Origin of the sequence: Bacillus sp. BPN334 (genome assembly GCF_008368885.1) — a bacterium.
Classification (GTDB): domain Bacteria; phylum Bacillota; class Bacilli; order Bacillales; family Bacillaceae_G; genus Bacillus_A; species Bacillus_A wiedmannii.
This window is the reverse complement of sequence record NZ_QOZW01000013.1, coordinates 48,642-68,461: the sequence shown is the minus strand read 5'-3', so window position 1 is coordinate 68,461 and position 19,820 is coordinate 48,642. Positions and strand designations below refer to the sequence as shown.

Genomic DNA, 19,820 nt, shown 5'->3' with positions numbered 1-19,820 from the left:
TTTATTGTTGTTCTAAATTTCTTATATAAGATTTTACAGCTTGTAATAAGAATTCTTCCTGTCCCATACCTGCATCCACTGCCATTTGAACTATTTTCTGCTTAAATTCATGATCTGCATGAAAAGTTAATGGCTCTACATTACTTTTAAAATAAATTCCTTCAACATGTGGAAGTATCGTACCGGATTTCATATGAGAATGTAAGTATTTAATCTCTTCTTGAAACTGCAATGGATCAACTTGTAATACGAAAGGTTTAATTTCTAATTTAATAGTATCAGATGAAACACTCAATCGCATATTTGTGACACCTAGCTCTTTATAAAATAAATTTATAAGATTATAAGTAATGGAATTAAATAGTTGGGGTTTTTTAAAGGAAAAAGATAAATACCCTCGTTTTGTAATTACAGCTTGCTTACGGAAAGGTTCAAAGGAGTAATCATGTTCTTTATACGTGGATAAAGGGAAGATTTCTTCGTCTTCTGTAAGAATCTTGCCGTCTGCTCCATTAATTTCTATTACTCTCCCTACTTTCCCCGTATGTTGATGTGTTAATAATTGATATAAATATATATCTTCGTCTTGAATCTTAGCAATGAATGTTTTTCGCTCTTTTGATGTAGTTTTTTCATAAGTAAGTTGAAAAGTTTCAAGGTCCTCTTTATTAATGATATATACTTCTTTTCCGCGCTTTTCAATCTTTGAAGCAGGTAGTTTTCCAGATTTGATATATGTAAAGACAGTAGATGGTGCTACATTCAGAATCTCAGCTGCTTCTTTTGTACTATAACCCTCAATCTCTTCGATATCTTTTAAACGTTCAATATCCTCTAAATAGAAAATCTTACTACCGAATTGCTTCCAGTTATCTTTATATACACATTCTATTAATCCATCTTTTTCTTTCTTTAAAATTGTTTGTACCGTTACTCCTAATAAGTCGGCTGCCTCTTTTGTCGTTACAGTAGGTTTTGTAATGAACAATAAATCTTGTGTCATGAAAGGACACCTCCATAACTATTGTTTACTAGTATTTTAGATATGTATATATCATATCAGAATATGAGATATATTTAAAATGAGAAATAGAATTTATTAAAGTTCTTATAAAATTTTGTAGTTTAAAATCGTTTTAGATTTAATTTATCTCTTAATGTATTTTAAATTTATTTTCTTTATAAAAGGGATTTAAATTCTAAGGTATAAACTATTAAATGATATCTATTTACTAATAAATTATAAAAAAATATAAATATAAGATAATAGAGAAGAATGTAGGATTCTTACAGAAAGAAAATGAATAATCATTTGTATAATGTATAGAAGTAAAATAAAATGATAAGTAAAGGTAATAAAGCGAATTATATTCATAATCTTCAATAGGAGGGGTTAATTCGAAATATGGATAAACAAAATAAAAAAGAGAACTTACCTATAATAAAGAATCAAAGTGAAGATATAGATACATATGTAGAAAGTATAAGAGATATGGTTCCATTCCTGCATGATAGTCGTTATGTAGATAAGTTGGAAGAGAAGATGGAGGTTGCAGAAAAAGAGGGAAAGAGTAAATATACGTATTTAAGTGATTTGGAAGTCATTTATCATTTCGTACATTTACAAAAAGATATGGATGAGAAAAAGAATAGAAAAGAGGATACGAAAAAGAGTTATGTATCTGAAATCTTATCATTTTGTCAGTGCATGGTGCAGCATGCAGAGGAATTCGAATTGAATGGAGAAGAGGTGCAGCAAAATGATTCGTTATTGAAAACATTACAGCCTTGGCATATTCGTAAATATAATGCTTGGTTGAAGCAGGTAGAGAACGGTAGAAATGGGGATACGTACGCGGTCGCAACACTTGCAAAAAAATCAATACTTATACGTTCTTTTTTAAAACATCTTCATGTATTTGGGTATATTGAAAAACCAATTCATGAAGAATTACAGCGTGCGAATGTAAATGAAAAAGATCGACCGAATCGGGATTTATCCTATGAAGAAGTCATGAAAATATTAGGCTTTTATAAAGAAAGAGGACATTTAATAAACTATACAATAGTACTTGCATTAGCAAGTACTGGTGCGCGTATTCAGGAGTTGTGTACTGCAAGAGTAAAAGATTTACACTATTATGGAAAGTATTGGTTAAAGGTTAGGGGAAAAGGGAACAAAGTGCGTGAACTTTTTATTTCAGAACATTTATACCAATGTATTTGTGAGATGAGAAGAAGAAGAGGTTTCCAAACAGTATTGGAAAAAGGGGATGAAAGTCCGTTATTTATAAATCAAAGAGGAAGTGCATATAATTCTAAAACACTATCAAATCAGGTAACAGATATGATAAAGAAGACAGACTTAGAGTTCTTACAATATCGTGAAAATCCAGTAACCGCACATACATTTCGACATGCTTTTGCAATTATGGCAGTTGAACAAGGAAATGCGGATTTATATCATTTAATGCAAACACTCGGTCACGAAAATATTCAAACCACAAAAATATATTTAGAGAAGCATATGAAGCGTAAAAATAACGTTGGATCTGCTTTCGCTGATATGTTGATATGAATTTTATAATAGTTATAACTGTATTTAATTATGTGTTTTTTACATAATTAAATACAGTTAATTATCATTTATTTTCAATTTACATGAGTCGTTTATCAAATGTAATTAATTGAAGATTAAAAAATTTCTTCTATTATATACAAGTTTATCCATATTAAAAAAACTCATAAAATATATAGAGTTAAATAGAGCTGTTAGATATGGTCTCTATAAATAGGAAATGATAAATTTTATTAAATATAGAAAAACCAGGATGATTTTAAAAAGTTATCCTGGTTTTTTTGAATGCACATAATTAGTAGGTTAATTTGTGTTAAGTATAAGTCATTGGAAGATTTCCTTATTCCAGCATTAATAGTATTAATATTAATTTGTATTTTGAGTGGTAAATTTTTAGATTATATGAGACTAGTTTTCATTTGATGTATTTATTGAATGATTGTTAATGGTACTATACTTCTTATTCATAACTATATAAATCCAACCAATAATTGATAAGATAACTGGATAGAAAATAGCCCAACCACTAAATGAGTATACAATAATACATATAATTAGAGAAAGGAAGGCCATCCACCAACCAATATCACGCACTTTTAATAATTTTAGAGCAGCTAGCATTGTAAAAATATAAGAGGTAATAAAAATTACACTAGGACCTTTAAGAAGCATTTCTAAATTTGGTCGTGCCACACCATAAAAGATTAAAATACAACTAAAAATACCTCCTAAAACTAGTAATACCCTAGTTGGAGTTTGAAATTTAGAATGTAATCTAGCAAAAAAGGAAGGGAAATGTCCTTCTCTAGCTTGAGCGTAAATCATTCTTGAAAAACCTGCAATGTTAGCATGTACAGCACTAAACGAAATGAAAATTGCTAAGATAGTTGTTACATATGTACCTATGGGTCCTAATCCTTTTGATATTAGAATACTAAGGGAAGCTATCTGATTCTTATCACCATATGAGTGAGTCCCTATTGTTACAAAAGATATAGCAATGTACATAATAGAGATACAAATTGCTCCTAAAAATAAACTAATGGAAATATCTTTAGCGGGTCTTTTAAATTCTTCAGCTAATGGGGTAATCATCTCCCATCCTACAAATGAGAAAAAGATAATTACAGAAGAAGCGCCAACGGAAGACCACCCGTTTGGTACAAATGGTGTAAAAGAACTTAATTTTACATAAGGTATAGAAACGATAACAGCGACAACTATTAAAAGTGAAATGATACAAATTACAAACACACTAACTTTTGATGATAGCTCGATCCCTTTTATATGTAAGAGTAAAGAGGTAATTAAAATTAATGCTGCAATTCCTATAACACTAAGATTGCTTATTGGAAAAACATATCCAATATAATGGGCACCTGTTAAAGCAATAATAGGTACTCCAATAGGAATAGAACCTAACATAATCCAGCCTAGGATGGCACTTGTATTTGCATTAAATGCCATTTGAACATAAGCTGTAATTCCTCCAGCACTAGGAATCATTTTAGCAAGACGCGCTAGAGTTGCTACAATAGGAAAAGCTAATATAGACATGATAACCCAAGATAAAATTGAAGCTGGTCCAGCGCTATTTGCAGTAATGGAAGGTAAAATAAGGATTCCACAACCTAACACAGCTCCTATGGTTAATGCGGTTCCCTGTACCCAAGTAATTGAGCGTTTCAATGATTGTTGTGTCAAGATACTCAGCCTCTCTTTCATTAATTGATATTAATTATATAAAGTTTTAAAAAAGGATAACATGCTATAATTTATGTATTAATTATAATTTTCTTAAAAAATTTAAGAATTACTAAATATTTTCTTAATTAATCAAGGGGAGGTCCAACAATGGATGAAACAGATTTAAAGATTCTTTCTCATCTTCAAGAAAATGCACGTTTAAGTATGGTTGAAATAGGAAAACTGGTAGGTTTGAGTTCCCCTTCTGTTACAGAGCGAGTTAGAAGACTAGAAGAACAAGAGGTTATTACAAGTTATCGCACGATTGTTAATTCGAAAGAATTAAAAAAACATATTACTGCGTTTGTGTTGATGGAACCAAAGGATTGCAACAAATATAAAAAATTCGCAATGGAACATTCAGATGTAGTCGAATGTCACCGTATTGCCGGTATGTATAGTTATTTAACAAAGGTAGTGACGGAATCTGTACATACACTCGAAGACTATATTAATTTGTGCATAGAGTATGGAAAGCCTACAACCTTAATAGTGCTTTCTTCTCCAGTAGAACATAAATCATTTTTTACAGAGAGTGAAAAACTTTAATTACATATGAGAGATTATTCTAAATAAAAAGCGAAAAATTAATGCCTAATGGGAAATAGAGTCCTATTAGGTATTAATTTTCTGAAAATTTTTTAGAAAATTTAGATAAAAAATAACATTTGACATATTCTTACTATTGGTGGAATAATGAACATTGTATTTTAGAAAAATTAAATTCTTAGTTAATTGGAGGTAGGATTATTATGAAATATGCAGTGCTTACAAATGACTTACAGTACGATTTGGTTAATAAAAATGAGGATAGAATTGCAGCTGTGGAGGAGTTTACGCCTAAAATGGTGTCTTTCTTAGATACTATGAGAGAAAATGATGTTTCTATTGTTCACCTACAGTTAATTAACTTAAAAGATGATCCAAAAGCTGAACGATATGGTGATTTTTTACCAGTCACAAAGGGATCTAAAGGTGCAGAAATCTTACCTGAGTTTCTTCATGAAAAAGATATTATTATGGAGAAAAATAAGGATAGTGGTTTTTTTGAGACAAATCTTGATGAAACCTTAAAAAATTTAGGAGTAGATACAATTATTATTACGGGTATGCAAACTCAAATTTGTGTACAAACAACTGCAGCAGATGGATTTTTCCGTGGTTATAATGTAATCGTACCAGAAGACGCGGTTGTTTCAGCGAAGGCTGAAGATAAAGAACGAGCTTTAAAGTGGTTAGGTTCATATTGTGCAAAGATTATGAGTATCGAGGAAATCTGTAATTCGATTTCTAAAAATGAAGATATTTCTTTTGATGGAGTTGCAATTCCGTAAGTAAATACGTTGTAATATCACTTGTTCTATGTAGCAAGTGATATTATTTTTCAAAAATAAAAATAAAAATGAAAAGGAGTTTTAATTCATGAAATTAACTAAAGATTTAGAAAATATAATTTTAGACCATGGAACAGGAGGCCTATTGAGTCATGATTTAATTAGCTCAATTATTACTGCAAAACTAGAAGATGTTCATCTTGGAAAAATGGAGGATAGTGCCATTCTTGAGGTAAGTAGTAGAAGATTGGCGATGACAACGGACTCTTTTGTTATTGATCCTATCTTTTTTGGTGAGGGAAATATAGGGAAAGTAGCAGTTTGTGGGACAGTTAATGATTTAGCGGTTAGTGGTGCAAAACCACTTTATCTATCATTGGCGTTAGTACTAGAAGAAGGTTTTCCAATTAAAGATTTGGAAGAAATATTAGATTCTATAAGAGAAACAGCGAAAGAAGCTGGAGTGTATATTGTTGCCGGAGATACAAAAGTTGTTAAAAAAGGTGAAGTAGACAAAATCTTTATTAATACAACTGGAATAGGAGTTTTTGAAGGAGATGTATCACCATTTTCGGTAAACTCTATTCAAGAAGGTGACGATATCATTATAACAGGACAACTAGGAAACCATAGTATACATATCCTTTCTATAAGAGAAGGATTAGGGTTTGAACAGAGAATAAATAGTGATTGTGCACCATTAAATCATATGATATCAGAGTTGCAAAACCATTTTGGTGATTCTATACATTGTATGCGAGATATTACAAGAGGCGGGTTAGGTACAGTTTTAAATGAAGTCTCAGAAACAATTAATACTGGAATAAAAATAGAAGAAAAAGAGATTCCTATGTTAGCAGAAACCATTATGGCTGCCGATATGTTAGGTGTTAATCCAATGTATCTAGCTAATGAGGGTAATGTTTGTATGTTTGTGTCTCCAGAGGTAAGCGAGGAAGTCGTGAGAGTATTGAAAGATACTAAATATGGTAAAGAAGCTGCAGTAATTGGTAAAATTACTCAAACACAAGATAGACAAGTACTAATGGAAGCAAAATCAGGTGAATTGAAAATCATTGAGTTATTATATGGGGCAGAATTACCTCGATTATGTTAGGAGACAATTCATGAAAAAAGTAATAAATATGTTTATAAAAAAGTATCAAGTTAAAGGCATTGTGCAAGGTGTTGGTTTTAGACCTTTTGTATATAGAATAGCAAAAAAATATGATCTAAACGGATGGGTGTTAAATGATTCAAATGGAGTGCTGATAGAAGTAGAAGGGGAACAAAATAATATTAAGCATTTTATTCATGATATAGAATTTAATTCCCCAGAATTGGCTTATGTGCAAGAAGTTAAATTGGTAGAGGAACAAGAATCCGATAATCGTTATAGCTCTTTTGATATTTTGAGTAGCAAAAAACATAGTAGTAGGCAAACTTTAATATCTCCTGATACTTATGTATGTAATGAATGTTTAGAAGAATTATTTGATTCAACGAATAGAAGGTATCGCTATCCATTTATTAATTGTACAAATTGTGGACCTAGATATTCAATAATAAAAGATATTCCTTATGATAGACCGTATACTACAATGGCTAAATTTCCTATGTGCAAAGAGTGTGATAAGGAATACAAAGACATATTAGATCGGAGATTCCATGCACAACCAAATGCTTGTTGGAAATGTGGACCACAAGTTCAATTGAGAACAGCAGATGGTACAAATGTCCCCACTGATAATCCAATAGAAAAAACCATTGATTTGTTGAAACAGGGGAAAATCCTAGCTATTAAAGGTTTAGGTGGATATCACTTAGTTGTAGATCCAATGAATCATGAAGCTGTAAAAGAATTAAGAAAAAGAAAAAAACGGGATGAAAAACCTTTTGCTTTAATGTCATCTCAATTAGATGATGTGAAAAATTTTGCTAAAATAACAAAAAATGAAGAAGCTTTATTAGTTTCTAAAGAACGGCCAATTGTGTTATTAAACAAAAAGGATAATGAGTTTATTTCTTTAGATGTTGCACCTAATAATAATACTTATGGGGTAATGTTAGCCTATACCCCACTTCATCATCTCATATTAAGAGGGAATTTTATTGCATTAATAGCTACGAGCGCCAATGTTTCTGATGAACCTATTGTATATAAAGATGTAGATGCAATTGAGCAGCTAAAAGGAATTGCAGATTATTATTTAGTACACAATAGGGAGATATTCACTAGAGTAGATGACTCTATTGTTAGGGCTATTGATTTAGATGATGAAATAACAAAACTACACATAATTCGTCGCGCTAGAGGATATGTACCAAACCCAATTGATTTTAAAGAAGGATCAACTAATGTACTTGCTTTAGGAGCAGAATTAAAGAATACGATTTGCTTAACTAAAGGTGAAAAAGCTTTTATTAGTCATCATATTGGCGATTTAAAAAACTATAAAATTTATGAATCATTTAAAAATACTATAGCTCATTTACAAAAAATCTTTGAAATCAGACCTTCCGTAATAGCAAGTGATCTTCATCCTGATTTTTATAGTACAAAATATGCATTTGATCAAAAAGCTTTACCAGTTGTACAGGTTCAGCATCATCATGCCCATATGGCTTCTTGTATGGTTGATAATCAATTAGATGGTCCTGTTTTAGGAGTTATTTTAGATGGTACGGGTTATGGTGATGATGGGAATATTTGGGGCGGAGAGTTTTTAATCGGTGATTTTCTTAATTATCAAAGAGCGGCATATATCGATTACTTTCAGCTACCAGGCGGTGATAAAGCCGTTAAAGAACCGTATAGAATCGCTTTAGGAATATTGACGCAAATATATGGTGAACAAGTCAAAGAATTACCAATAAAGATCATTTCAGAGCGAAATAGTTTTGAACTAGATGTACTTATAAAAATGATTCAAAAAGGAATTAATTCTCCTCTTACTTCAAGTATGGGAAGGCTTTTTGATGCTGTTTCAGCACTATTGGGTGTCCGTGAAACAATCCAATATGAAGGACAGGCTGCTATTGAGTTGGAGCAAGCGATTGATATCAATGATTCTTCCAATTCTTTATTATCATATGAAATAGTTGCTTCGAATGGAATTAGAAAAATCGATATAAAACCTATGTTTAAAGAGTTGGTATCTTTGATACTTAAAGATAAGTATACCAAGGGTGAATTGAGCTATCGTTTTCATTATACAATGGTTCAAATGATTACTGAAACCTGTAAACAAATTCGTCAAGAAACAGGGATTAATAAACTAGTTCTTAGTGGGGGAGTATTTTTAAATACGTTTTTACTTGTAGAAACCTATAAGTCACTTAAGGCTTGTAAATTCGAGGTTTACATGCATAAACAAGTACCTACTAATGATGGTGGAATCTCTCTTGGCCAAGCAGCGATAGCAGCTCATCGTTATAAAGATACGCATTCAGTATAAATTCACAATAGTGATTATATAACTTTTCGTTATTCTTTGTGAGCATAGTAAAAACGAAAAATTAGGAGGAGCTCTTATATGGTAGTTAGTTCAAAAATGGATATATTTAATGAACTGGAATCCCAAGTTCGAAGTTATAGTAGAAGCTTTCCAACAATCTTTACTAAGTCTAAAGGATATAAATTATGGGATGTAGATGGAAAAGAGTATATTGACTTTTTCTCAGGTGCTGGGGCTCTTAATTATGGACATAATGATGAAAAAATGAAACAGGTATTAATAGAGTATCTTTTAGAAGATGGTATTATTCATAGTCTTGATATGGGAACAAGTGCTAAAGTGAATTTTTTAAAGCAATTTAACAAAATTATTTTGGAACCACGTGATTTAGACTATAAAATTATGTTTCCTGGTCCAACTGGTACAAATTCTGTTGAAAGTGCACTGAAAATTGCTCGAAAAGTGACTGGAAGAACAAATATCATAAGTTTTTCTAATGCTTTTCATGGAATGAGTTTAGGATCACTTTCGATAACGAGTAATCATTTTAAGAGAAAGGGTGCTGGAGTACCACTAAATAATAGTATTATCATGCCGTATGAAAATTATTTAGATTCTTTTAATTCTTTAACGTATTTAGAAAAAGTATTAAGTGATAGTGGAAGTGGAGTGGATTTACCTGCTGCAATTATTCTAGAAACAGTTCAAGGTGAGGGTGGTTTAAATACTGCTAGCTCCCAATGGTTAAAGGGAATTGAAAGACTGTGTAAAAAGTATAATATATTATTGATTGTTGATGATATTCAAGCAGGGTGCGGACGTACGGGTACATTTTTTAGCTTTGAGCCTGCGAACATTACACCGGACATAATTTGTTTGTCAAAATCTATAAGTGGTATTGGCCTTCCGATGGCTATTACACTAATTAGACCAGAATATGATAAGTGGGAACCAGGAGAACATAATGGAACGTTTCGCGGGAATAATCTAGCATTTTTAGCGGCTACAGAAGCATTGAGTTATTGGCAAGATATAGAGTTTATTAATGCTTTAAAATGGAAAAGTGAAAAAATAACTAGTTTTCTTAATGGGATTTGTTTGAAATATCCCCAACTTCAAGGAGAAGTACGAGGGAGAGGCTTTATGCAAGGAATAGCGTGTAATAATTTTGGAATAGCTAAAAAGATCTGCTCAGTTGCATTTGAAAATGGTTTAATTATTGAAACGTCTGGGCCTAATGATGAAGTAATTAAGTTGTTACCTTCTTTAACAATTGATATAGAAGGCTTAAGTAATGGATTTGAATTGTTAGAAGAAAGTATTTCTAATATTATAAAAGATTAACTGGGTATTAATTAAAGATATCATCAAATTAGGTAAGAAGAGTGCTTCGGGATATTATGGTATTCCAAAGGATTAGATTATTTCAAAGTGAAGAAATAAAATATAAATAAGAATTTTTACTTACCATTTAGAATTTGCTATACGTAAATGTTTATGAGTAGAATTCATATTTTTTATTTTTGGAAGTTCCATTACATGTAAAATCGTTATTTAGTAAGCGTTAAGGAGGGCTTGACAAGAGCGCTCCTTAACGCTTACAACACCTATAAGGGTTTATGAGTTCTTTGAGAAATATGTTTTTAAAAAAATCCATATTTAACGATAAATGTGTAGAGCATCTTGAGAAGAACATGTTCTGAAGATGATTATTATCTTATTCTAAGTAGATAGATATTGTGAAATATTGAACTACTCCCACTTTCACTTCGTTTAGAAGTGAGGGATTCCTAATTAAAGAGTTCTATCGAACCCTAATTGATTAGGCTAACCCCGCAGTCCTTGCGGTTATAAGCCTTATCGCTTCATTCTTTAGATTGATACTTGCGTTAATATCCCTATCATGGTGTGTATGACAAGAAGGACAGTCCCATTCACATAGGTTTAGATTTTTAACGTTTTTATTTTGATATCCACAACAAGAACATAATTGGCTAGAAGTTTCATCAAGAATTTAGCCACACAAGAAGATTTAGATATGTTAAAAGAATTAGTGGCAGAAATAGAGGAGAATGATCGTGCTAGAAAATGAATTAGGTATCAAAAATCAGTTGGAATTGAATCGGGTGGAAGAACGACTATCAAAAATAAAATCCAAAGATTTATATGATTCAGGAGAAATAAACAACATAGAAGTTGGCACATTTAAGGGTCTTTCCGACATTCATAATTATCTATTTGAGTATATTTATTTCTTTGCTGGAAAGGTTCGAAAGGTTAACCTAGCGAAGGGGAATTTTCGATTTGCTTCTGTTATGTATCTAAGTCATTCACTAGAACATATAAACACTATGCCACAAACAACCTTTGATGAAATCGTTGAGAAGTATGTTGAAATGAATATTGCTCACCCTTTTAGAGAAGGAAATGGTAGGGCGACTAGAATATGGTTAGATTTAATCTTTAAGAATGAAATTCAACAGGTGGTTGACTGGAATGAAATTGGTAAAGAAGATTATTTACTGGCAATGGAACGCAGCCCAATTAAAGATATTGAAATTAAGCATTTACTCCAAAATGCACTAGTAGATAAAATTAATAGCCGTGAAGTATTCATGAGAGGCATTGATATTAGTTACTATTATGAGGGATATACCGAATATTATATAGGGGATTTATAAATAAACAAGGGCTGGAATTGCTCTTTTTTATTTGCTTTTTGAAGAGGATTTTTTAAATGAAAACAATATAAAACGGAGTCCACTAGGGATCCCTAGTGTTATTTGGAACTTATCTTTTATTTGCACCAAAATCGTCACAATGCTGTACAGTTATAAGAAGAATAAATTAAATTTAAAGTAATGAATACTGATAAAGTATTACTTTATCTTAAGATCCACAAAAGAAGTTCCTCTTTTCTGATAATAAATATTGATGCGTAATTTATAATTAATATACGTGAAATGTTTTATGTTTGATTCATGTATTCCTTTCCATCTACATGAATCATTTATTGTAACAGCTTTCACGTCCAAAATAAGATGTTCAAACAAAGGACAATACAAGTATCTTTATAATGATTTTCCAATATAATCAATGTGTTAATGTAAGGAACTCTGTGTTATTTTTGCTTTTCTATTAACTAATACAGCTTCAAACAAAGGACATAATTGCTACATGCTAAGTGTAATTTATTATCCATTCAAGATTCTGTTTATTCAATCTTTCTAAAAATAAAAAATCATTAAACTCATAAATATACAAGTTATAATGAGGGCGTCGAGAGATAGTTCGTTACCTCTAGATAAAATATCAAATCTAGTTTTGGTGCGAAAATTCTAAAGACCTTACAAGTAACTTTCTTAAATTGGACATACTGATATGATTACTCTACAAAGGATGTGTAATCAGAAAGGAAATTTATTTAACATCAAAAGAAAGCGCTAACAACGAGGTTTTATTTTGAATTAATTATTCTAATAACTTAGTTTCAACTGTAATTAAAATCATAAATTATGGAGGTGCTTATATGAACATAAATGTAGCATCTATTGAAGAAAAAAAGGTTGTTAAATACAAAAGTTGTTTTGATGTAATTGGGCCGGTAATGATAGGGCCTTCGAGCTCACATACTGCAGGGGCTTTGGCTATTGGAAAAGTTGCCAATAAATTATTTCAAGGTCTTCCAAAAAAAGTCGTGGTAAGGTATTATGAGTCATTTGCTGAAACACATAAAGGACATGGAACTGATTTTGCGATTATTGCTGGGGTATTAGGATTTGCAGCCAATGACAGCAAAGTGCCAGATGCAATTAAAATAGCAGAATCTAAAGGAATCGACATTACCTTTATTGAAAAAGCGGGTGATAGTCCTGCTAATCATCCAAATACGGCAGATATATATTTAGAGGATGGAAGTCGAAGTATTAGAACAATGGGTATTTCTGTTGGCGGTGGATTAATTGAAATCAAACATGTTGAAATTGACGGATTTAGTTTGGATCTGCAGGGGCCATTGCCAGTTATTATTGCACTTTCCGAAAGAACTGACTTTGAATTTGTTTTACGCAGGATTTTTAAACAATATGATGTGGAAATTAATAATTTTCATAGATTAGAAGAAAATAGAAAATTTTTATTTGCATTCGCATTAGATTCAATATTGCCTGGTAATATCCAGGAGGAGTTAAGAAATTTAAGCAATATAGCTAATCTCATTATTCTTTAGTTACATTAAGGAGTGAAAAAATATGTATATGTCCATAAAAGGAATTGTGGATGCAGCTAATAAAAGCCAAAAGCTAATTTATGAATTAGCAATTGAACAGGAAATAAAACAAACTAAATCTACTTATGAAGAAGTTTGGAGTAAAATGGAACGAAATTTAGCGACTATGAAAAATGCTATAAATAAAAGTATTGAGGGCGACGGGGTATTTTCTCCAACTGGTTTAACTGGAGGGGATGCAGTTAAAATTAAAAAATATCGAGAAAATAGGAAAACTCTTTCTGGAGATTTGATGGTGTTAGGCATCCAAAGTGCTATCGGTGTTAATGAAGTAAATGCTGCATTAGGAGCTATTTGTGCAACTCCAACAGCAGGTGCGAGTGGAACGATTCCGGGAGTTCTATTTAGTATTAAAGATACGTTAGATTTAAGTCATGAAGATATGATTCATTTTCTATTCACTTCAGCGTTATTTGGAACGGTAGTCGCAAATAATGCTTGTATATCAGGAGCGTACGGAGGATGTCAAGCTGAAATAGGAAGTGCCTCAGCGATGGCGGCTGCAGCTGCAGTAGAAGCTGCGGGTGGAACGCCACAGCAATCTTCTGAAGCTTTTTCAATTGCATTACAAAATTTACTCGGTTTAGTTTGTGATCCAGTCGCTGGTTTGGTAGAAATTCCTTGTGTAAAGAGAAACGCCATTGGGACGGCAAATGCTTTAGCGGCAGCGGACATCGCATTAGCCGGTGTAAACAATATCATCAATGCTGACGAAGTTATTGAAGCGATGTATAGAGTTGGAAGACAGATGCCTCGCGAATTAAGAGAGACAGGTTTAGGTGGAATTGCAGCTACACCTACAGGGATTGCCATTAAAAATAAAATATTTGGGGAGAAACAATCAAATCAATGAACAGTTAACGTCTATATTGTGAAATAGTTAACAATCTATTCTCTATTGTTCGCTTAAGGATTTCTGGATATTGGGGGAATTATCAATAATATATCCTGCTATATAATTGAAACATTTTATAAGTGGTAATAAAATCGTCAGGTTGATGCTTCGTAAATTTTTTAATTTTGATCAACTTAAAAGAAGGATATACGATGTGGCGCACTTTATAAACAATTCATTTTTCAAGAACTGTTTATATTCCGATGCCTTAAATAGAGAAGTAAGAATAGGACACTAGGAGGAATTATTATATGAATGGGAATACTGCAAAAAACATAGAATTTCAAGTTGATAATACTGCAGTAAAAAATGAGAAATATCTAGACCCTAAAAAGTGGCATAAACAGGATACTACCTGGGCATTGAGTCTATTTGGAACAGCAATTGGAGCAGGAGTACTCTTCTTACCTATTAATGCAGGTTCAGGTGGTTTATTATCATTGCTGATAATTACCATACTTGCATATCCTGTTATGTATTACTCACATAGGGCGCTTGCTAAAATGATATACGCTTCGAATTCTGCCGACGAGGGGATTACAGGAACAATAAGAGAGTATTTCGGTAATAAAGCAAGTATCATTTTTAACATCGTATATTTCGTCTCAATTTATACGATCGTGCTGATGTATTCGGTTGCACTTACAAATACTGCAAGTAGTTTTATTGTGCATCAATTACACATGCCAGAGCCTCCAAGGGCCATTTTATCACTTGTATTAGTACTCGGTCTTATCACTATACTGAATTTTGGTCAAGATATTACTGTAAAGATAATGAGTATGTTAGTATATCCTTTCATTGCTTCTCTACTTTTTATTGCAATATCTTTAATTCCACAATGGAATACTTCAATGCTAAGTTTTTCAAGTGTTTCTACTGCTTCAACTGGAACAGGATATTTTGGAATGATTTGGATGATACTACCAATTATAGTATTCTCGTTTAATCATTCTCCTATGATTTCGTCATTTGTTATGAAACAGAGAGCTACGTATGGAATAGATGCTACTGATGCCAAGTGTGCTCAAATACAAAAAGTTTGTTATATCATGACATTCGTTGTTGTTATGTTCTTTGTGTGGAGCAGTACTTTAAGTTTAACTCCAGATGATCTTAAGGTGGCAAAAGAACAGAACTTGTCAATCCTATCATATCTTGCGAATGAGCTTAATTCACCAGTAATCACTATTGCGGCTCCGATCATTGCATTTGTGGCAATTACAAAGTCTTTCCTTGGCCATTATATAGGAGCGTATGAGGTAATGCGTGACATGATTATCAAGTCCGGTAAAAAACGTGGGAAAGATATAGGAGAGAAAACAGTTAAGACAATGATTCTTACTTTTGTCATATTAACATGCTGGTATGTTGCTTATACAAATCCAAGTATTCTTGGAATCATTGATGCTCTTAGCGGTCCGTTAGTTGCTGCTATCTTATGTCTATTACCAATGTATGCAATTCGTAAAGTGCCTGTACTAGCTAAATATAGAGGGAAGATGAGCAATGTATTTGTCATTATTATAGGTATCCTTACTGTACTAGCAAGTATTAAGTCATTATTCTAATTCACTATTGTTGGTTATCATGCAAAAATCGTAGGATATGAAAAAAGAAAGATTCCTAGCGGAATTGAATTTTACATTGTTAAATCAAATAGATTATGGTTTTGGACAAACTCCTCATCTTGGAGAGTTTGTCCTTTTTTGATTATATGCTTAACTTCTATTCCAGTAATGACTTTTTTAGCTGCTTGCAATGATTATAATTCAAGCATATTAGACTGCTGTCCCATGATCAAAAAACGAAAAATCATATCACTACAACAGTTATTTATTGGTATTTAGTGCGTTTTTTGTATTTTGGGGTATTTGCTTTTCTTAGCTTGATGGTGATGTGGCGTGACCCCTAAATGCTTTGAAAATCCTTATTGAATTAACATTAAAAAGAATCTATTTTGGAAAAATTAATCAAAACGGGTTCCCATGTTTAAAGTCTGATTGTAGATTTTATAAAAAAGATTGATCAAAACTCATGAACATATCAATTACAAAAATTGACTTACTTTTACTAGAATTATTCTATTCCTCAAACCAAAATAGAGTCTCGATAGGCGCTTCTAAAACCTTTGCAATATCATAAGTAAGTTTAAATGTAAGTATTTTAATGATGTTATTAAACAATATAACCCAGATTCTAAAACATATTTTCTGATTAAACAGTTTGATGAGTTTTGTGATATAAACGGAATAGGTGGCATAACACATCAACACCATTTTATGAAATTACCCTTATTATCAAGGGAGATTGCACAAGGAATTGACTCATATATATGGAATACCTTCCAAGATGTTTTTGAACCACCACAAACCAAGAGAGGAATTGCATATAAACGAAAAAATAGGCGAGCTGGATTTGGTAAGTTATGTGCAAATCGTCAATGTCTAATTTTACGTTTTGGACCAAAGGGAAGTAGCAAAGGGTTAGAAATGCAAGAAGTTATAGACAAAAGATTTGGGAAATCATTTGTGCGTAAAGGGAGAGATTTAACCGTTTATACACATGAAACATATATAGATTATCAAGAATTGTATCTTTTCGATTAGCGTACGAAATGCGTGTTTTGTTAGTGCTCCCTAATAATAGACTAACCTGCTTCTAAAAACTTAAAAGGGGAAGGCTTTGAACTAATATTTACCAGCAGAAGCGAATTACAACACAATAACTTCTTATCATTAATAAAAACACATCACTATTAAATGGTGATGTATTTTTATTTTAGAAAGGATCGTTATACGCAGCTGTACAGAAATAAAGTTCTCTTTTAATTAATAGATTTGCTATTGAAAATCATGGTAAAGATGCACGTAGATATATGTAACTAAAGCAATTCCTTTATAAAAAAGTATCCATTTTCATGTCTTTCTACAGTACAATAATTGTAGAAAGACATAAAAGTCTAAACTTTTTGAACTAGGGACAAGAAACTTTAAACTACTTAGCTTATAATAAAATATCCATGAAAGTATTCTAAATAGATTTATAGGGGATAAAATGTTTCATTTAAATAATTATAAACAAATTCACTTATACAAAAAACAAGAAGCTTCTTAATTGTAAGAAGCCTCTTGTTTTTAGCTTTAGACAAAGCAAATTCATATCAATTTTAAATAACTAACACAACCATAGATATTAGAGAAATAGCATCTATATACTTATTTGGTATGGGGATTTTCCCATTGGAAACTTATTGCTTATTTTACCACCTTTTCGATGATAGGAGCTTTAGCAGATAATTCACCAGTTGCCATATTATTCATAAAATATGCCCCATAAATAGTAACGGTATCTCCAATATTTATATCTTGTACGACTTCAGGAGAAACGATAGCACTAACAGTCGAATCTCCACTAGAAATTTCAATAGCGTCATTTGATTTATTGATTACATTTCCAGTGTTCATTTTATATTGTTTTTTTAGCACGTTGTCTTCATTTTCTTTTTGAACAATTGCATATTTAGCTGTATCGGGTTGACCAAATACAAGACCATCTATAAAAATAGGTGCATAAATAGTAACGGTATCTCCAATTTGAATATCTTTAAGGATTTCGGGGGAAGTAACCATAGCACTTAAACTTGAATTTCCATTGGAAATGATTAAAGACTTTTCTGTTTTAGCAGTTACTTTTCCTGAACGCTTTTTGTGCTGATTTAAAGCATTTTGTTCTTTTTTATTGACTTCTAATATAGAATTCGATTTATCCATACTTGTATTAGGAGTAACTGTCTTACTGGCCAACTTTTCAATGATAGGAGCTTTAGCGGATAATTCACCAGTTGCCATATTACTTATAAAAGATGCCCCATAAATAGTAATAGTATCTCCAATATTTATATCTTGTAAGATTTCAGATGAAACGATAGCACTAACAGTCGAATCTTCATTAGAAATTTCAATAGCGTCATTTGATTTATTGATTACATTTCCAGTGTGCATTTTATATTGTTTTTTTAGCACGTTGTCTTCATTTTCTTTTTGAACAATTGCATATTTAGCTGTATCGGGTTGACCAAATACAAGACCATCTATAAAAATAGGTGCATAAATAGTAACGGTATCTCCAATTTGAATATCTTTAAGGATTTCAGGGGAAGTAACCATAGCATCTAAACTTGAATCTCCATCGGAAATAATTAAAGACTTTTCTGTTTTAGCAGTTACTTTACCAGAACGTTTTTTGTGTTGATTTAGTAGAGTTTGTTCTTTATTATTTTTTGTTGAAACAGCTGTCTCAGTAGTTAAAGATCGATTTTCTATTGAAATTAACTCAACCTCTTTACTATTGACATCCATATCTTTACTGCTGACTTTTTCTCTCAATACACCTTTTATTTCTTTAGAAAGCATATCAGTTTTAGCAGTAAGTTGAACAGCTTCAACACGTGTTATCACTCTATTTGGTTGCCAACCATTATCAGTACCAACGGAAATTTTTAAATCAATTAAAATATTGGCGAATCTTTCTCCCCAGTGTCCTTTTAAATCTTCAAATTTACTTTGGCCATTATCATGTGCTGGACTTTTTAGTTTATAAGCATTTACTAGCATGGTCGCCATAGCAGCACGTGTAACTTTTCCGGATGGATTGAAGATTCCATTCCCTTCACCTTTAACAATACCAGCTTTTTCAGCTGCAGCAATATAGGGAGTAGCCCAGTGGTCTTGGGTATCTGTAAAAGAAGGTTTGGCTTTTGTATCAATTTTTATCCCTAAGGCTTTTGTTATAATTGTTGCGGCGGAAGCTCGATCTAACATAGCGTTTGAGCCAAAGGTACCATCTGGTAAACCTGATATAGCTTGTTTTTCTAATAAATAATTAACAGATTGCTCTGCCCACTTTGGAACATCAGAAAACTTTTGAGTATCCGCAAAAATACTAGAAGAATAGGATAATATAGCCCCCGCAAGAAGACCTGTTGTGATTAATTTGCGCTTCATAAAAATATACACCTCTACCAATCTATTGTATTACCAAATTGAGATTTTTTATTTTTATATTTATATGTTTGTGATGATGCTGACATCTATTCAATTTGGTGTAACGATTATAGTTACTTATATACATAAGTGTCAATGAATAATTTTAACAAAAATGTTTTATATTTACATAAAAAATTAATATAAATTAATTTTATTTACTAAAAATTAATAAGGTGTTGACGTATTAATGTATACTTAACTATAATTAATCAATATTAATTGAGATTGATTTTCAAGTTTGTTTACTAGTTTAACAAGTATACAAAAACTAACTTGAATTTAATTAAAAAAGTTGAATATAAACTTATATTTGTTCATTGACACTTATATACAGGTAACTAAAATCGTTGAACCAAATGTATGTTATGCTTAAAAATTTTTAAAAGATACATATTGATAGAAAACCTTTTCTCTATATACTCTGTTGGATAAAGAACCTTTATTTATCCAACAGAGTATATATATTGTCCATT

14 protein-coding genes and 2 pseudogenes are annotated in these 19,820 nt (G+C 31.6%); 11 read left to right on the top strand and 5 right to left on the bottom strand.

The features are described from left to right. Window position 1 precedes the first annotated feature (1 nt). On the bottom strand, window positions 2–1,003 hold the full coding sequence (locus DN393_RS20860; RefSeq protein ID WP_149173822.1) for a helix-turn-helix domain-containing protein: 1,002 nt from the start codon (window positions 1,001–1,003) through the stop codon (window positions 2–4). A gap of 402 nt (window positions 1,004–1,405) precedes the next feature. Here DN393_RS20860 and DN393_RS20855 point away from each other — a divergent pair, with 402 nt between their 5' ends. Beyond that, complete coding sequence (locus DN393_RS20855; protein WP_149173821.1) at window positions 1,406–2,578, top strand: tyrosine-type recombinase/integrase; 1,173 nt, start codon at window positions 1,406–1,408, stop codon at window positions 2,576–2,578. Window positions 2,579–2,986: 408 nt separating this feature from the next. Here the strand turns inward: DN393_RS20855 and DN393_RS20850 are convergent, their stop codons facing one another. Further along, a complete protein-coding gene (locus tag DN393_RS20850) occupies window positions 2,987–4,282 on the bottom strand; it encodes an APC family permease (protein WP_064475240.1) in 1,296 nt (431 codons plus the stop codon). Between the two features lie 150 nt (window positions 4,283–4,432). Between DN393_RS20850 and DN393_RS20845 the strand changes: the two genes are divergently transcribed. The 5 genes from DN393_RS20845 (at window position 4,433) to ectB (ending at window position 10,460) form a co-directional block, all read left to right on the top strand. Further along, window positions 4,433–4,873, top strand: a complete 441-nt coding sequence (locus DN393_RS20845; RefSeq protein WP_064475241.1) for an Lrp/AsnC family transcriptional regulator — start codon at window positions 4,433–4,435, stop codon at window positions 4,871–4,873. Between the two features lie 203 nt (window positions 4,874–5,076). Next, window positions 5,077–5,658: a cysteine hydrolase family protein gene (locus DN393_RS20840; RefSeq protein ID WP_149173820.1), complete on the top strand. Its 582-nt coding sequence runs from the start codon at window positions 5,077–5,079 to the stop codon at window positions 5,656–5,658. Between the two features lie 88 nt (window positions 5,659–5,746). Then, on the top strand, window positions 5,747–6,775 hold the full coding sequence (gene hypE, locus DN393_RS20835) for a hydrogenase expression/formation protein HypE (protein ID WP_064475243.1): 1,029 nt from the start codon (window positions 5,747–5,749) through the stop codon (window positions 6,773–6,775). 10 nt (window positions 6,776–6,785) lie between these two features. After that, a complete protein-coding gene (gene hypF / locus DN393_RS20830; protein WP_081257242.1) occupies window positions 6,786–9,116 on the top strand; it encodes a carbamoyltransferase HypF in 2,331 nt (776 codons plus the stop codon). A gap of 78 nt (window positions 9,117–9,194) precedes the next feature. After that, complete coding sequence (ectB, locus tag DN393_RS20825) at window positions 9,195–10,460, top strand: diaminobutyrate--2-oxoglutarate transaminase (RefSeq protein ID WP_064475244.1); 1,266 nt, start codon at window positions 9,195–9,197, stop codon at window positions 10,458–10,460. Window positions 10,461–10,938: 478 nt separating this feature from the next. On the opposite strand, the pseudogene DN393_RS20820 reads toward ectB, so the two are convergent. Then, a pseudogene (locus DN393_RS20820) lies at window positions 10,939–11,115 on the bottom strand (zinc ribbon domain-containing protein); the annotation flags it as partial. A 73-nt stretch (window positions 11,116–11,188) separates the two neighbouring features. Here DN393_RS20820 and fic point away from each other — a divergent pair. From fic to DN393_RS20800, 4 genes are all read left to right on the top strand, one after another. Continuing rightward, the gene (fic, locus tag DN393_RS20815; RefSeq protein ID WP_472926288.1) at window positions 11,189–11,797 is read left to right on the top strand and encodes a protein adenylyltransferase Fic; all 609 of its coding nucleotides are present in this window, start codon (window positions 11,189–11,191) and stop codon (window positions 11,795–11,797) included. 848 nt (window positions 11,798–12,645) lie between these two features. After that, window positions 12,646–13,344, top strand: coding sequence for an L-serine ammonia-lyase, iron-sulfur-dependent subunit beta (gene sdaAB, locus DN393_RS20810; RefSeq protein ID WP_064475245.1), 699 nt, complete (start codon window positions 12,646–12,648; stop codon window positions 13,342–13,344). Between the two features lie 22 nt (window positions 13,345–13,366). Continuing rightward, a complete protein-coding gene (sdaAA, locus tag DN393_RS20805; protein ID WP_064475246.1) occupies window positions 13,367–14,257 on the top strand; it encodes an L-serine ammonia-lyase, iron-sulfur-dependent, subunit alpha in 891 nt (296 codons plus the stop codon). A gap of 293 nt (window positions 14,258–14,550) precedes the next feature. Beyond that, window positions 14,551–15,870: an aromatic amino acid transport family protein gene (locus DN393_RS20800; RefSeq protein WP_064475247.1), complete on the top strand. Its 1,320-nt coding sequence runs from the start codon at window positions 14,551–14,553 to the stop codon at window positions 15,868–15,870. A 513-nt stretch (window positions 15,871–16,383) separates the two neighbouring features. On the opposite strand, the pseudogene DN393_RS32460 reads toward DN393_RS20800, so the two are convergent. Next, window positions 16,384–16,458, bottom strand: a pseudogene (locus DN393_RS32460) (helix-turn-helix transcriptional regulator); the annotation flags it as partial. Between the two features lie 123 nt (window positions 16,459–16,581). Here DN393_RS32460 and DN393_RS20790 point away from each other — a divergent pair. After that, window positions 16,582–16,908, top strand: coding sequence for a hypothetical protein (locus tag DN393_RS20790; RefSeq protein WP_242069230.1), 327 nt, complete (start codon window positions 16,582–16,584; stop codon window positions 16,906–16,908). A gap of 648 nt (window positions 16,909–17,556) precedes the next feature. Here the strand turns inward: DN393_RS20790 and DN393_RS20785 are convergent. Then, window positions 17,557–19,305: an S-layer homology domain-containing protein gene (locus DN393_RS20785; RefSeq protein ID WP_149173819.1), complete on the bottom strand. Its 1,749-nt coding sequence runs from the start codon at window positions 19,303–19,305 to the stop codon at window positions 17,557–17,559. Window positions 19,306–19,820 lie beyond the last annotated feature (515 nt).